General features: G+C 48.3%; 14 protein-coding genes. 7 read left to right on the top strand and 7 right to left on the bottom strand.

Translation table 11 applies throughout. The features are described 5' to 3' along the window. Positions 1 to 10 precede the first annotated feature (10 nt). Entirely contained in the window at positions 11 to 2,215 is a 2,205-nt protein-coding gene (locus ACYU8Y_RS20215; protein WP_460939888.1) for a peptidase domain-containing ABC transporter, read from the top strand. Next, a complete protein-coding gene (locus ACYU8Y_RS20210; protein ID WP_460939887.1) occupies positions 2,215 to 3,513 on the top strand; it encodes an HlyD family secretion protein in 1,299 nt (432 codons plus the stop codon). Before ACYU8Y_RS20215 ends, ACYU8Y_RS20210 begins: the two co-directional genes overlap by 1 nt. A gap of 16 nt (positions 3,514 to 3,529) precedes the next feature. Here ACYU8Y_RS20210 and ACYU8Y_RS20205 read toward each other — a convergent pair whose 3' ends face one another. Together ACYU8Y_RS20205 and ACYU8Y_RS20200 are read right to left on the bottom strand one after the other, a co-directional pair. Further along, positions 3,530 to 3,931, bottom strand: coding sequence for a group III truncated hemoglobin (locus ACYU8Y_RS20205; protein ID WP_460939886.1), 402 nt, complete (start codon positions 3,929 to 3,931; stop codon positions 3,530 to 3,532). A gap of 32 nt (positions 3,932 to 3,963) precedes the next feature. Then, positions 3,964 to 4,311 (bottom strand): ArsC family reductase, encoded by a 348-nt coding sequence (locus ACYU8Y_RS20200; protein WP_460939885.1) that lies wholly within the window; start codon positions 4,309 to 4,311, stop codon positions 3,964 to 3,966. Positions 4,312 to 4,427: 116 nt separating this feature from the next. Between ACYU8Y_RS20200 and gldC the strand changes: the two genes are divergently transcribed. Together gldC and ACYU8Y_RS20190 are read left to right on the top strand one after the other, a co-directional pair. Next, complete coding sequence (gene gldC, locus ACYU8Y_RS20195) at positions 4,428 to 4,781, top strand: gliding motility protein GldC (RefSeq protein WP_460939884.1); 354 nt, start codon at positions 4,428 to 4,430, stop codon at positions 4,779 to 4,781. Positions 4,782 to 4,848: 67 nt separating this feature from the next. Beyond that, complete coding sequence (locus tag ACYU8Y_RS20190; RefSeq protein ID WP_460939883.1) at positions 4,849 to 6,036, top strand: thioredoxin domain-containing protein; 1,188 nt, start codon at positions 4,849 to 4,851, stop codon at positions 6,034 to 6,036. Positions 6,037 to 6,091: 55 nt separating this feature from the next. Here ACYU8Y_RS20190 and ACYU8Y_RS20185 read toward each other — a convergent pair whose 3' ends face one another. From ACYU8Y_RS20185 to ispG, 4 genes are all read right to left on the bottom strand, one after another. Beyond that, positions 6,092 to 6,643, bottom strand: coding sequence for a tetratricopeptide repeat protein (locus ACYU8Y_RS20185; protein WP_460939882.1), 552 nt, complete (start codon positions 6,641 to 6,643; stop codon positions 6,092 to 6,094). Between the two features lie 68 nt (positions 6,644 to 6,711). Beyond that, positions 6,712 to 7,062: an MmcQ/YjbR family DNA-binding protein gene (locus ACYU8Y_RS20180; protein WP_460939881.1), complete on the bottom strand. Its 351-nt coding sequence runs from the start codon at positions 7,060 to 7,062 to the stop codon at positions 6,712 to 6,714. Then, a complete protein-coding gene (locus tag ACYU8Y_RS20175) occupies positions 7,059 to 7,247 on the bottom strand; it encodes a DUF6728 family protein (RefSeq protein WP_460939880.1) in 189 nt (62 codons plus the stop codon). The genes ACYU8Y_RS20180 and ACYU8Y_RS20175 overlap by 4 nt, the downstream gene beginning before the upstream one ends. Positions 7,248 to 7,342: 95 nt before the next feature. After that, the gene (gene ispG / locus ACYU8Y_RS20170) at positions 7,343 to 9,370 is read right to left on the bottom strand and encodes a (E)-4-hydroxy-3-methylbut-2-enyl-diphosphate synthase (protein WP_460939879.1); all 2,028 of its coding nucleotides are present in this window, start codon (positions 9,368 to 9,370) and stop codon (positions 7,343 to 7,345) included. Between the two features lie 263 nt (positions 9,371 to 9,633). Here ispG and ACYU8Y_RS20165 point away from each other — a divergent pair, with 263 nt between their 5' ends. Next, positions 9,634 to 9,984, top strand: a complete 351-nt coding sequence (locus tag ACYU8Y_RS20165) for a hypothetical protein (RefSeq protein ID WP_460939877.1) — start codon at positions 9,634 to 9,636, stop codon at positions 9,982 to 9,984. 58 nt (positions 9,985 to 10,042) lie between these two features. Here the strand turns inward: ACYU8Y_RS20165 and ACYU8Y_RS20160 are convergent, their stop codons facing one another. Next, the gene (locus ACYU8Y_RS20160; protein WP_460939876.1) at positions 10,043 to 10,915 is read right to left on the bottom strand and encodes a lysophospholipid acyltransferase family protein; all 873 of its coding nucleotides are present in this window, start codon (positions 10,913 to 10,915) and stop codon (positions 10,043 to 10,045) included. Between the two features lie 111 nt (positions 10,916 to 11,026). Here ACYU8Y_RS20160 and ACYU8Y_RS20155 point away from each other — a divergent pair, with 111 nt between their 5' ends. Together ACYU8Y_RS20155 and ACYU8Y_RS20150 are read left to right on the top strand one after the other, a co-directional pair. Beyond that, positions 11,027 to 11,692, top strand: a complete 666-nt coding sequence (locus ACYU8Y_RS20155; protein WP_460939875.1) for a WbqC family protein — start codon at positions 11,027 to 11,029, stop codon at positions 11,690 to 11,692. A 62-nt stretch (positions 11,693 to 11,754) separates the two neighbouring features. Further along, a complete protein-coding gene (locus tag ACYU8Y_RS20150) occupies positions 11,755 to 14,286 on the top strand; it encodes an ATP-dependent Clp protease ATP-binding subunit (RefSeq protein WP_460939873.1) in 2,532 nt (843 codons plus the stop codon). The last annotated feature ends 56 nt before the right edge of the window (positions 14,287 to 14,342 follow it).

Genomic DNA, 14,342 nt, shown 5'->3' with positions numbered 1-14,342 from the left:
ATGAATTGACATGGTGAAAAAGTTTCCCTTCTACAAACAGTTAGATCAGCGCGACTGTGGCCCTACCTGTTTGCGAATGGTAGCACAATACCACGGGCGGATGCTGTCTCAGGAGTATCTACGTGAAAAGGCATTCCTCACTCGGGAAGGGGCGTCGCTGGGTGGGTTGGCCGAAGCCGCCGAAACGATTGGACTTCAATCGTTGGCTGTGAGTGTTCCTTTAGAAACTTTGCAACAGGATGTGCCGTTGCCTTGTATTGCTTACTGGCGGCAACGGCATTTTGTAGTAGTTCATGCTATCAAAAAAGGGCGTATTCAAGTGGCCGATCCGGGCTATGGTTTGCTCGATTATTCGTCCGAGGAGTTTTGCCGGGGTTGGCTCAACAGCAAACACCCTAAACCCGGTGAGGAAGGTATTGTACTGGTCCTGGAGCCATCGCCCGCTTTTTATGAGGAAACCGATGATGTCAGCACGGCTAAACAACTTAGTCCATCGTTTTGGCTACGTTATTTCAGGCCCTATCGTGCCCTTATTGGACAATTGATGCTAGGGTTAGGTCTTGGTAGTTTATTGCAGGTGGTGTTTCCATTCCTGACCCAATCGCTCATTGATTATGGGATTAATTTCAATAACCGCAGCTTCATTTATATTATCCTGCTGGCACAACTGGTATTATTTTCGGCTCAGACACTGGTGCAGGTATTTCGGGACTGGTTGTTGATTCACATGACCAGCCGGATCAATATTCGGATGCAGTCGGATTATCTTATCAAGCTGATGCGACTATCGGTTGGCTTTTTCGATTCCAAAAACATTGGTGATCTGCTTCAGCGCATTCAGCGCGACCACGCCCGTATTCAGAATTTCATGTCGGCGGTTACGCTTCGAGCTATTTTTTCACTGCTGGAAATTCTGGTTTTTGGCAGCATACTCGCCCTGTATAATCTGACTATTTTTGGTATCTTTCTCGCTGGGGCTGTTTTCTATATTGGCTGGACATTTCTATTCCTAAAACGTCGGCGGCTGATCGACTACCGCTATTTCGATGAAGGGTCAGGGCAGCAAAGTAGCTTGGTACAACTCATCAATGGCGTGCAGGAAATCAAGCTGAATGGCTCCGAACGTCGCCGACGCTGGGAGTGGGAAGCCATTCAGATTCGGCTGTTTCGCATTAATATAAAGGCCCTAGCCCTGAATCAGACACAAACGCTGGGCGGGTCGGTAGTGAATCAGTTGACCAGCATTCTGATCACGTTTATTGCTACAAAATCGGTACTTGACGGCCAGATTACCCTTGGCATGATGCTGTCGATTCAGTTCATGCTGGGTCAATTAAACGTTCCGCTCAATGACCTGATTCTGTTCATTCAAAACGGGCAGGATGCCTTGTTAAGTTTAGAACGTATATCCGAGGTTTATAAAAAAACAGACGAAGATACGCCTGAACAACTAAGTGAATTGGCTACTGATAAGTCGATTCGCATCGAAAATCTGTCATTTCGCTATGGCAGTAGTACATCGCCATTGGTATTGGATAATATATCTGTCAATATTCCCGCTGGAAAAATCACGGCTATCGTCGGTACGAGTGGCAGCGGAAAAACTACCCTGATTAAGCTTCTACTCAAATTCTACGAACCATCGGCGGGTGGTGTTCGTATTGGCAATCGAAACCTGAAGGACATTAACAGTTCTTTTTGGCGGTCCTGCTGCGGATGTGTGATGCAGGACGGTTATTTGTTTGCCGACAGCATTGCCCGCAACGTGACAGAATCAGCATCTGATGGATTTATTGATAGAGGTCGGCTGGTGGACGCGGTACAAATGGCTAATCTGGAAACCTTTGTCGATGAACTGCCCACGGGCTTCAATACGCGGGTGGGTAGCAGTGGTATGAATGTAAGTGGCGGACAAAAGCAACGGTTACTAATTGCCCGCGCCATTTATAAAGACCCGGCCTATTTGTTTTTTGATGAAGCCACCAGTGCGCTGGATGCCAACAATGAGCGAACCATTCAGGATAATCTGGATCAATTTTTCGAGGGCCGCACAGTCCTCATTGTGGCCCACCGGCTCAGCACCGTTCGGAATGCCGATAACATCATTGTGCTGGAGAAAGGCTGTGTTGTGGAGCAGGGTACCCATGAGAATCTTATAGGCCAGCAGGGAGCTTATTTTACCTTGGTTAAAAATCAGTTGGAACTGAGCGAATAATGGCAATTACAGACCGCGTTGAGGAATTGGCTGATTATAGTGAACAGGTACGCGATGTATTGACTAGGCCGCCCTCTGGTCTGGTTCGGAGCGGAACAGGAATTGTGGTTTTAGGAATTGGATTTCTAGTTGGAACAGCCGCTCTAATTCGTTACCCCGACACTCTTGTTGGTCCGGTTGTACTCACTACTGACCCTCAGCCGCAACAGATCGTTATCAGAGCGAATGGGCGATTAGGTCGTTTATTGGCAAAAAATGGACAACTTGTCGGGAAGGGGCAGCCACTGGCTGAAGTTGAGAATACAACCCGATTGGTTAATATACCCCGGCTTCACCAACTGACAACGGAAGTATATCAATTTCTTAAACGTCCACATGTTTCATTGCCAACCCTGGAAAAGGGTACATTTGGTGATATTCAAGATGAAGTGAATGCATTACGCGCAGCGTGTATAAATTATCATCGCCTAATATCGGATGGGTACCTACTAAAGCATTTAGACCTGTTAGATCGGGAGATTCACCAGTATCATCAGCTACTAGTAGTGAATGAGCGACAATCAACAATTAATAACAGCGAGTTTGACAACGCTGAGAAAAAATATCGCATAGACAGGCGATTGTTCACCGAAAAAGTCTATTCACAGGCCGAATTTTTAGGCTTGGAGAATGAATACCTTCGTAGAAAACGAGAAAAAGAAGACTATCAGAAAACGTTGTTACAGAATAATTTGCTTCTGGTTGCCAAAGAAAAGGAACGTCTTGATTTGCAGCAGCAGCAAACACAACAATTGCGGATAACGTCTGGTGATATCCAACAGGCATTGCGTAATATCGAAAACCAATTACAGACTTGGCAGCAAAGTTATTTATTGACATCTCCGCTTTCCGGCCGTTTGCATTATTTGCAAACGCTGTCAGAATTACAATCGCTTCGATCAGGTGATAGCTTATTTGCTGTTGTTCCTTTACATACGCCCCTTATAGGCGTTGCCAATTTGTCTGTTCAAAACCGTGGTAAATTGCGCATTGGACAGGCGGTTATTATCCGGTTGGCTGAGTACCCATTTGCTGAATATGGCGTTATACGCGGTCAGGTGAGTGCAATTTTCCAATCGGCTAACAATACTCGTTGTCGGGTTCATGTTAGGCTATCGAACCAACTTCTGACATCTTACCAACTGAAGCTAAACTATCGATATGAAATGCCTGGTACTGTCGAGGTTATAACGGATGATCTTTCGCTCTTGCAGCGTACTTTGTTTGGCTTGCGAAAACTACTGGTGCCTAAACAATGAAATTCTTACCTATAGCTTATCCTTCCATAAAGGAGTCGTTATTAATGTAATCGAGCTTGTTGTTCCAGACAAGCGCTATCTGCATAGCCCGCTGTCGTACCTGGTCCGCAGCTTCGCCCGTAAACTTTTCGGAGAGTGTCGCGGAGAACAACTGGAGCCAGCGTTCAAAATGCTCGATGGTCAGCGTGTGTTTTTGATTGACGAGCAGGTGCGGGCGAAACGGATGTCCGTCGTACGCGTTGTTGCCCAAGATCAGGGATTCCCAAAACGCATACATTTTGGGCAAATGTTTCGACCAGTCAACCTGAGCTACATCGGTGAAAATAGGGCCAATGAGTGGGTCGACCTGCACTTTTTCGTAAAATGAATCCACCAGAAACCGAACAGCTTCCGGTGAATCCAGCGTTCTCTTTGCCATAGCGATCGTGTTATTTCTGAAGTAACCCCGGCTTAGATAGAAAACGTTTCCTCGTAGGTAGGTGCGTTGAAGCCAAGGGCAACAAGTTGACCGTCTGCTTCGATCAATGGCCGACGAATGACAGAAGGCTTCTCCATCATCAACGATACAGCGCCTGCAGCATCGGTGGGCTTTTCTTCATCAGGCAGCTTTTTCCAGGTCGTTCCCGTCCGGTTCACCAATTCTTCCCATGGCTTTTGGGTTAGCCAGCGTTCAATCGTTTTCTGGTCGATGCCTGCTTTTTTATAATCGTGGAATTGATACGCTATGTTGTGTTCAGCCAGCCAGACGCGGGCTTTCTTTACCGTATCGCAGTTAGGAATGGCGTATAAGGTGTACATAAGGGCCGTTAATTTGGGACGAAAATACCTAAAATGTGGTTTTGCGGAGTAGCGAGGATGAATGTTTGTTCCGCTTCACATCACGGGTTTCCGCCCGGCTATGTATTTTTGTCCCTATGAAAAAATCAGACATCCACTTTTCGGTTGAATTAGACAGCCAGAATATCCCCGAAAAAATATATTGGGAAGCTACCGATAATCCAAACGAAGGACTCAGCGATACACGAGCTATTGCCATTTCTCTCTGGGATCATTACCACAACAGTACGCTCAAAATTGACCTCTGGACAAAGGACATGGAGGTGATCGATATGAAGCGGTTCATGATCGAAATAATGAGTGGCATTGCGGACACGGCGCTGAATGCAACCGGCGATCAGCGTATGGCTGACGACATCGAGAAGACCTGCCAGGTGTTAAGTAAGCGGCTGGAAGAGGAAATAAAACAGCAAAAGCAGCAGCAACAATAACGAATACCGGCCTGGCAATTTTGGTCATTAATTTGCTAAGACGTACTCGTAACGATTGCCCTTATTTATGAAGAAGATACTTCTGCTACTCCTGGTAGCTAACATTGCGCTCGCCCAAAAGGCTGGTATTCAGTTTAAGACAACCCCCATTGCCAGTGTATTTCAGGAGGCTCGCCGGGCTGGAAAGCCAGTGTTTGTTGAAATTTTCTCGCCTACCTGCCATACCTGTCAGAGCTTTATTCCGACTCTGGCCGACGGCCGGGTTGGCAAGTTCTACAATGCAAAGTTTCTGAGTACCAAACTGGATATTGGTTTGCCAGCTACGCAGGCTTTCTTAACCAGCCACCGGTTGTTTGTGCCTTCGTTGCCCTTGTTTCTGTATTTCGATCCCCAGCAGAACCTGATCCACTTTGCCATGAGTAATAACACGACTGATGAAGTGATTCGGCATGGGACCAATGCGCTGGACCCGCAGGCACGGAGTCAGAATATGAAATCACGGTATCAGCAGGGTGAGCGGTCAGCGAATTTCCTGATCGACTACGCGATGTACGCGCGCGTTACGAAAGATACGGTAGCCAATATGGCGGCCATGAACGAGTATGCCCGTCAGCAATCGCCGGCGACCTATGCCAATCAAACTAACTGGCTGGCGCTGCAAAAGCTGGTGCTGGACTTCGAAAATCCGATGTTTCAATACATGCTTGGTCACCTGGATGCATACCGGAAAGCGTATGGGGCCGAACAAACATTTCAGGTCGCTGAAAATATTCTCATGTCGTCTTTGTTTAGCGGACGTGGAGCACAATTTCCTATCGCTAAAATCGTACAGGTGAAGCAGGATTTGATTAAAATGGGGGTTGATCCAAAAGTGGCAGCCAACCGCACCCTGTTGCCGGAAGTCAACGCGTATTTTCGGGCTCGTCAAACGGCCAAAGCGGTTGAACGGATGGATAACCAGGTTAATTCAAACCAGTTGACGGTACCGGAATATATGTATATTTCCCGGTTGTTTAACCGGTCGAGCCCCGACGCCGTCGATGCGCCAACGGTGGCTAAATGGGTGAACAAAGGACTCGCTCTGAAACCAGGTCCTAAAGAACAGGCTGATTTGTACTTTGAATTAGCCGAAGCGTATCGTCGGGGCGGCAAACTGGCGGATGCTCAGAAAGCAGCCCAAAAGTCGATGGAGCTGGCGCAGGCCAGTCGCTTGGATACCCGTCGCAATGTTGAGCAAATGGGGAAATTAAAATAGGTTGTGTGTGGTTCGTAGCTGGCCGTAAGCCGATCAACTACGAACCACACATAACCTATTTTTGAAACACCGGCCTGGTGAAAGGCGGTTGAAGTAGAAGATGAAACGAATTTTCGTCGCCAAGGGAAACCGCCCGACGGAGGTCATTTTCGGCTTGCGGCAACTGACGAACCTGAATCCGGGCTAACGCCCTCCAGCGGTAGGCATCGGGTTTTTCGTCCCGAAAGTGCCAGACCGCTTTGTCGAATTCCCGAAAAGCCTGTTGGTACTCGTTGGTATTGTAATACGCAATGCCCCGATCTAAGTAGCAATCGGCCAGGGTATTATCCCGATTGATGGCCTGGGTTAAATCATAGATGGCCGAATAGTAATTCTCCTCTACCAGTTGGCATTTACCCCGGTAAGCATAGGCAAGCGCCGACTTGGGGTATTGCCGGATAATTTCATCAAAATACCGATGTGCTTCCGTGAACTGTCGGTTCTGAACCAGGTCTATTCCCTTCTGAAATCGTTTTCGGTCTTTGTCGGCTGACGTATCATGGTCCATCAGGAAATACCGGATGGTCAGATACAGTACGAACAACAGACTTAACAGCACAACTTCCATAACCCAATCTGGTTTTCTTCCTGCTTTGCTAAATTAACCGTTCAGATGAATCTGAGCAAGTAATTCAGTTAGATTAGTTCGTCCCGAATAGCCTTCGGCAAACTCTTTTTGACAAGCTCATACGAGTGGTCGATCCACGCCTGAATATCAGCTGTTCGAACATGCCCATTTAGCGTGATCGTGTTCCAATGGGTCTTGTTCATGTGGTAACCGGGTGTTACGGCGGTATGTTCTTCCCGTAGTTGAACGGCTCGTTCCGGATCACATTTCAGGTTGATTGTTGTTGGCTGACTTTCGGTCGCCAACAACGCAAACATCTTACCGCCTACCTTGAATACCAGGGCATCGCCACCAAATGGAAACGACTCCGTAGCGCCCGGTTTACCAATACAATAGTCGCGCAGGGTTTCTGTATTCATCGAACACAGTGGCGAACAGTGTAAACAATAATAGCCATCAGAAACATAAGTATCGAAATCCGATTAATGCCGTGCATCATCCGTAAGTTCGTACTGGTCGGGTGGTTTGGATCTGGCTTACGGAATACCCGGAGGAAGTAAGCGAAAACAGGTCCTATTTTTAGGTAATCGATGAATTTGTTCACAGTAGTTTGGTTTTAGTTTTTGGTCTACGTTTGGCTGCGGCTGGTGTCATTCACCAGACAGGTCGTTAGCCGTGAACTCAAAAACCGGAAACAGATTATACAGTTTCTAGCGGAGGCTCCAGCCACCGGCTATCCTCCCGGATTAGCTCAATTAATTCGTCAACGGCACGATCGGCAGGTACCGATTTTTTGATGACTTCCTGGCCTCGGTAAAGCGCAATCTTGTCGCGCCCGATACCGACATAGCCATAGTCGGCATCCGCCATTTCACCCGGCCCATTGACAATGCAACCCATAATACCAATTTTAACCCCTTTCAGGTGATCGGTGCGCTGGCGTATTCTGGCCGTTGTTTCCTGCAAATCAAACAAGGTCCGCCCACAGGATGGGCAGGAGATGTATTCTGTTTTGGTAATGCGTGTGCGGGCTGCCTGCAGGATGCCAAAGGATAAGCTGTTCAGCCGTTTCAGTTCATCAACGGAGGTATCAGCACTCGACAGCATAATGCCGTCGCCCAATCCATCAATGAGTAGACCACCCACATCAGTAGCTGCGTAAAGAGATAAGTCTGCTTCCGGAATGGTCGCGTAAATTCTCATAACAACCACGGGAGTCGTGAGTTCACGGTTCATCAGTTCGACAACTAACCGGCGCAGTTCGGGCATGGCGTGGGCATTCTCCGTTGAAATGATCAAGACTACCGTCGTATCGTTCTTCAACGTGTCGACAAACGCATCCGATAAGGCTGCCAATGATACCCGAACGAAATTCAATCGTTCCTGTAAGGGTACCTGACTTGTGCGCGCCGATACATACTCCTCAGTCGTCAGGATCGGGAAGGTATTGATCTGATCGGAAAGGGTTTGCCAGACCGTATAATTCAGAATCTGTTTCAGGCCGTTGGGTAACATGAACGGAGCAGGTTCCGACCCTGTATAGATGTAGTCAGCACCAAGGTCATTCATCCGCCACTTGTCGGGTTCGGGCAAATAAAAATGGCCGATCGGGTGGAGCGCATTAACGTCCGTAATAGGTACCTGACTAAAGTCGGCAATAACGCGCGGCACATTTTGCCCCCCGAAATTGACCACTTCGTGGGTGAGCCGACGACTGTACTGAAATGGATTGACCGGATACTTGGTAATAGTCGGAATAGGGGTGCTGCTGGCCGCCCGATTGGTGTATCGATCAATTAGTGCTCTGGCAACGGGCGCTTCGCGTTCGGGTTCTTCCGTTAGAGACACACGAACCGTATCCCCAATTCCATCTTCGAGTAACGTACCAATGCCCAAAGCTGACTTAATCCGTCCGTCTTCAGCTTCGCCAGCTTCGGTTACGCCGAGATGCAGTGGATATGGTTGTAGGCCCTCTTCGTCCAGGCGTTGAACCAGCAACCGGTAAGCCTGTACCATAACCTGCGGGTTGCTGGACTTCATGGACAAGGTTATATTGTAATAATTCTCCGCTTCGCAGATACGGAGAAACTCCAGTGCTGACTCAACCATGCCTACGGGTGTGTCGCCGTAGCGGCTTAAAATCCGGTCGGAGAGGGAGCCGTGGTTGGTGCCAATGCGCATGGCCGTTCCATATTCTTTACAGATGCGGATAAGCGGTAAAAACTTGGCTCGAATTCGCTCCAGCTCAGCGGCATACGCATTATCGGTATAGTCGATAAATTCGAAGCGTTTCCGATCCGCATAATTGCCGGGATTGATACGGACTTTTTCGACAATGCGGGCTGCCAGTTCGGCTGCATTGGGTGTGAAGTGAATATCGGCCACCAGCGGGGTCGTATATCCCTGCAACCGTAATTCTTTACGAATATTCTCCAGATTCTGAGCCTCTTTTACACTCGGCGCTGTAATACGAACGTATTCGCAGCCCGCTTCAATCATCCGGATCGCCTGCTCCACAGACCCTTTCGTATCCATTGTGTCTACGGTCGTCATAGACTGAACACGAATGGGGTAATCGGAGCCCATCGGCACATCCCCAATCGTAACCGTACTGGTCCGTCGGCGTGTGTATTGAGTAAGCGAAGGCGTATAAAGAACGGCGGCATCAGGGTGCTCCGGCGTACCGGTTACCACAGCTAAAGAAGGAGAAAGCAACGAATCGAGCATACAGATATCGGCTGGGCCGGTTGACCGGGCAAAGGTACGGAAAAAGCAATTTCCGGTACCTAACCCGTTTGTTTTGAAAACGTAAGGGTAAAGATAAATGTTCGCTGCGCTGAATAATATCTACAAAAGGTAGATTCCTGATTGTGAGTTCATTGAATACTTTTTAGAAAACAAAAAGCCGGATTGGGTCGTTAAAAACGCAACCGTTTAGCCTGTTATATTGTAGGGCAGCTGGACAACCTGGTCATTAACGAAGAATGGATATGAAAAATAAACTGATAGGTGCTTGTGCCCTGACGTTGCTGCTTGGTGTTGGAGCTTACGCTCAGGACACAACGGCGTTGAGTAAAAAAGAAATTCGGCAGCAGGAGCGTGCCGAACGAAAAGCGCGCGTAAAAGAGGATTTGAAAAATGCCGCTTCGGAAACGGGGCAAACGATCAAAGAAAAGGCAAAAGTTGCCGATGAGGCCGTTAGCAAGGGAGCGAAGAAAGTAGGTAGCACAGTCAACAAAGGATTGGATAAGGCTGAAAACGCCATTGTCACGGAAGGCGACAAACTAAAAGCAAAGCGCGATTCGTCGCGTGCCGAAAAAGCCCGCAGGGACACGTTGTAAAAAACTGAGTTGCGAGGAATAAATGCCAATCGGCCACCCTTGGGTGGCCGATTGGCATTTATTCCAGTTTAACGCTGATACTGGCATATTTGCTCCGCCAGTGCTTCCAGCGCTTGTGCGACCATAACCAGTCTGATGGATTCCGGCGGATAGAGGCTTCCAGTACATCCCGATACCCTTCCATAATAGCACCTAACGGGAGATTGTCGTAAGGGGGCTCCGCAATCAGCCGGAATGTTACCTCGTAATAACTTCGGCGAACACGAACGATGTCGAAGAAGAAGACGGCTAATTTCCGACTCCGGGCCAATCGCTCGGAACCGGGGTAGAAAGGCGAGTCCCGGTGTAAAAAATCGGTCCAGTAGGCTTGTTCTGGTACATCAGGCACCTGATCGGAGATGAGCCCGATAATGCGAGGGATGTGTTTACGCATCACCATCTGACGGGGCAGCAGGTTCATGGGTGTGGGAACCGGGCCCAGGTGCGATCGGATGTGGAGCAGTAGTTTCTCGAAAAATGGATTGGTCAATGTTTTATAGATGCTGTCTACCGGCATCTTGTTGAGTACCAGCGCTGCTGGAATCCACTCCCAGTTTGCCTGGTGAGAACTCATTCCGATAATGGTTTGGCCGGCTAAAATTCTCGACTGGATCAGATCAATGTTCGGGAAATGGATATGCTGCCGAAAGAATTCAGGTTTCAGGCTTGGCTGTTTGATCGTTTCAACGATCAGATCTGATAGATTTCGGTAAAATTTCCGGGCAATCTGGTTGATCTCAGTCGGCGATTTTTCGGGAAAAGAAAGACGCAGATTTTCCAGTATAACGGCTCTGCGATAGCGAATTACGTGCAGCAAAAGAAAAGACAAAACATCGGAAATGCCATATAATACAGGAAGTGGCAAACGCGATAGCAGTCGGAAAAAGATCATTTGACGAATATAGGGCGAACGTGCGGCAAAAGGCCGGTTTGCCGGAAAATTAAAAAAATACTAAAATCAGTTGATAGTAACGCTTTTTTGCGTTACTTGTGAACGGATACAATGTTAGCGTTATTGGAAAAAAATCAACCAGCGCTTCTGAAACGAGACTTACTCATTGATCTGCATTATTTACCGTGCATCGACTTCTTTTCGGGGCTAATGCAGTTTGACCGGGTGCAGCTTGAAGCCCAGGAGCATTACCAGAAGCAAAGTTACAGAAATCGCTGCTACGTTCAGACAGCAAATAAAGTGGAAGTCCTTACGGTGCCTGTACAACAGGGAACGCACCACCAGCCAATTCGTGATTTACGGGTGGCCAACAATCAATCCTGGCAGCAGCATCACTGGCGATGCTTACAGGGCGCTTACGGCAAGGCACCTTTTTTTGAATACTTTATACCCGATTTTGAGCCTGTTTACCGGAAAAATTGGGCTTTTTTATTTGATTTGAATCTTGAGTTGCTGACAATTTGTCTGAAACTAATCCGTCTGAAGGTGAATCTGAACCTGACAGAATGGTACGATAAAGCTCCGCCGGTCGGCCTAATTGACGCCCGTTCGAAGTTAAATCCGCGAAATAAGCCGGAAACGTATGTATTCCATCAGCCAGTAGCTTACCTCCAGAATTTTGGCCAAGAATTTGTACCAAACCTGAGTATAATAGACCTGTTGTTCTGCCAGGGACCGGCCACTTCGGACGTGTTGTTGGCTGGCCTTCGGGAGTGAACAAATCCTTAAAACTCTTCGTTAGGCCTATAGTACGGTTACCTAAGGAGACCCCAAAACGAATGGAAGCAAAATTCTCAAACCGCGTTAAGGAAGTTATCACGCTGAGTCGGGAAGAAGCCTTGCGCTTAGGCCACGATTATATCGGTACAGAGCACCTGTTGCTGGGTATGATTCGTGAGGGTGAGGGTGTAGCGGTCGGGCTGCTGAAAAAACTTGGCATCTCGCTCGATGAACTCCGGGTTACGATCGAACAGGCAACGAAAGGAACAGCCACCAATAATGTGAAAAACCTGGCGAATATTCCGCTGACCCGTCAGTCGGAAAAAACGCTGAAAATCACGTACCTGGAAGCGAAAATCTTTAAGAGCCCGCTCATTGGAACGGAGCACCTGTTACTATCGATTCTGCGCGATGAAGACAATGTCGCCACGCAGATCCTCAATAAGTTTAATGTTAATTACGAAGTCATTAAAGAGATGCTGGAATATCAATCAACGGGAAGCCGCCCCACTATGGCAAGCGATACCGACGATGACGACAATGACCGGGGGATGTTTGGTGGCAGCAGTAGTTCCAGCTCAGGGAAAGATCCTAAAGGCACCGAGAAATCGAGAACGCCCGTGCTGGATAACTTCGGCCGTGATCTTACTAAGCTTGCCGAAGTTGGCAAACTCGATCCCATTGTTGGTCGCGAAAAAGAAATTGAACGGGTTGCTCAGATTCTGAGCCGCCGGAAGAAAAATAACCCGATTCTGATCGGTGAGCCCGGCGTTGGTAAAACAGCCATTGCCGAAGGTCTTGCCCTGCGCATCGTGCAGAAGAAAGTATCGCGGGTGCTGTTCGGTAAGCGTGTCGTTACCCTTGACTTAGCTTCGCTGGTGGCTGGTACCAAATATCGGGGTCAGTTTGAAGAGCGGATGAAGGCCGTAATGAATGAGCTGGAAAAATCACCGGAGGTTATTCTGTTTATCGATGAGTTACACACAATCGTTGGAGCAGGTGGAGCATCTGGTTCGCTTGATGCATCGAATATGTTCAAGCCGGCATTAGCGCGGGGCGACATTCAATGTATCGGTGCAACAACGCTTGATGAGTACCGTCAGTACATCGAGAAAGATGGCGCTTTGGCCCGTCGTTTCCAGATGGTGATGGTCGATGCTACATCGATTGACGAAACCATCGAAATCCTGAATAACATCAAGGATAAATACGAAGATCACCACCACGTTAACTACACCAAAGAAGCCATTGAGGCTGCTGTGAAGTTATCGGAACGGTACATTTCGGATCGTTTCCTTCCTGACAAAGCCATCGATGTGATGGACGAAGTTGGGGCACGCGTACACATCTCGAACATCACGGTTCCTGAAGATATCCTGAAACTCGAAGAGCAGATTGAGAACATCAAGAAGGAGAAAAACCAGGTTGTCAAGAGCCAGAAATACGAAGAAGCCGCTCAACTCCGCGACAAGGAAAAACGCCTGATCGATCAGCTCGACCGCGCGAAGCAGTTGTGGGAGGAAGATACCAAGAAACGCCGTTACACGGTCAACGAAGAAAACGTTGCCGAAGTCGTAGCGATGATGACAGGTATTCCGGTCACGAGTGTTTCAAACGATGAAGGCAAGAAACTTGTCAATATGGGCGAAGAACTGAAAGGCCGGGTTATTGGTCAGCAGTCAGCCATCGACAAGCTGGTGAAAGCTATTCAGCGGACCCGCGTTGGTCTGAAGGATCCCAAAAAACCAATCGGTTCGTTCATCTTCCTGGGCCCAACGGGTGTCGGTAAGACGGAGCTTGCCAAAGTGTTAGCTACTTATCTATTCGATAAAGACGATGCGCTGGTGCGGATCGACATGTCGGAGTACATGGAGAAATTCAGTGTAAGCCGCTTGGTAGGCGCACCTCCAGGATACGTTGGTTACGAAGAAGGTGGTCAGTTGACCGAGAAAATTCGTCGTAAACCTTACAGCGTTGTCTTGCTGGATGAAATCGAGAAAGCGCACCCGGATGTGTTCAACATTCTGCTGCAAGTGCTGGACGATGGTATTCTGACAGATGGCCTGGGCCGTCGGGTTGACTTCCGGAACACGATCATCATCATGACCTCCAACATTGGGGTGCGTGACCTGAAAGATTTCGGTGCTGGTATTGGTTTCGCCACGAAGAAAAGCGCCGAAAGCCAGGATGAGTTGATGAAGAGCACGATTCAAAGTGCGCTTCGGAAAGCGTTCTCGCCGGAGTTCCTGAACCGTCTGGACGATGTGATTGTGTTTAATTCGCTGCTTCGCGAAGACATTCACAGAATCATTGACCTGATGTTAGGTAAGCTATTGAGTCGTGTTACCAACCTTGGCTATACCGTTGAACTGACTGAGAAGGCGAAGGACTTCCTGGCAGAGAAAGGGTACGACCCTCAATATGGAGCTCGTCCGCTGAGCCGTGCTATCCAGCGCTACCTTGAAGATCCCGTCGCAGAAGAAATTCTGAAGGGGGAACTGAAAGAAGGCGATGTTATCATGGCCGACTACAGTGGCGAAGGTGAAGCCCTGACCATTACGGTGAAAAAGCCTGAGGTAGCTGTCGAATAGCTCTCGGATAATACATATGAAAAGGGGCCTGACTGTCGAAGTCAGGCCCCTTTTGT

It is taken from the genome of Spirosoma humi (genome assembly GCF_054776575.1).
Note: the sequence above shows the minus strand (reverse complement) of the source record. Positions and strands in the feature narration are given on the sequence as shown.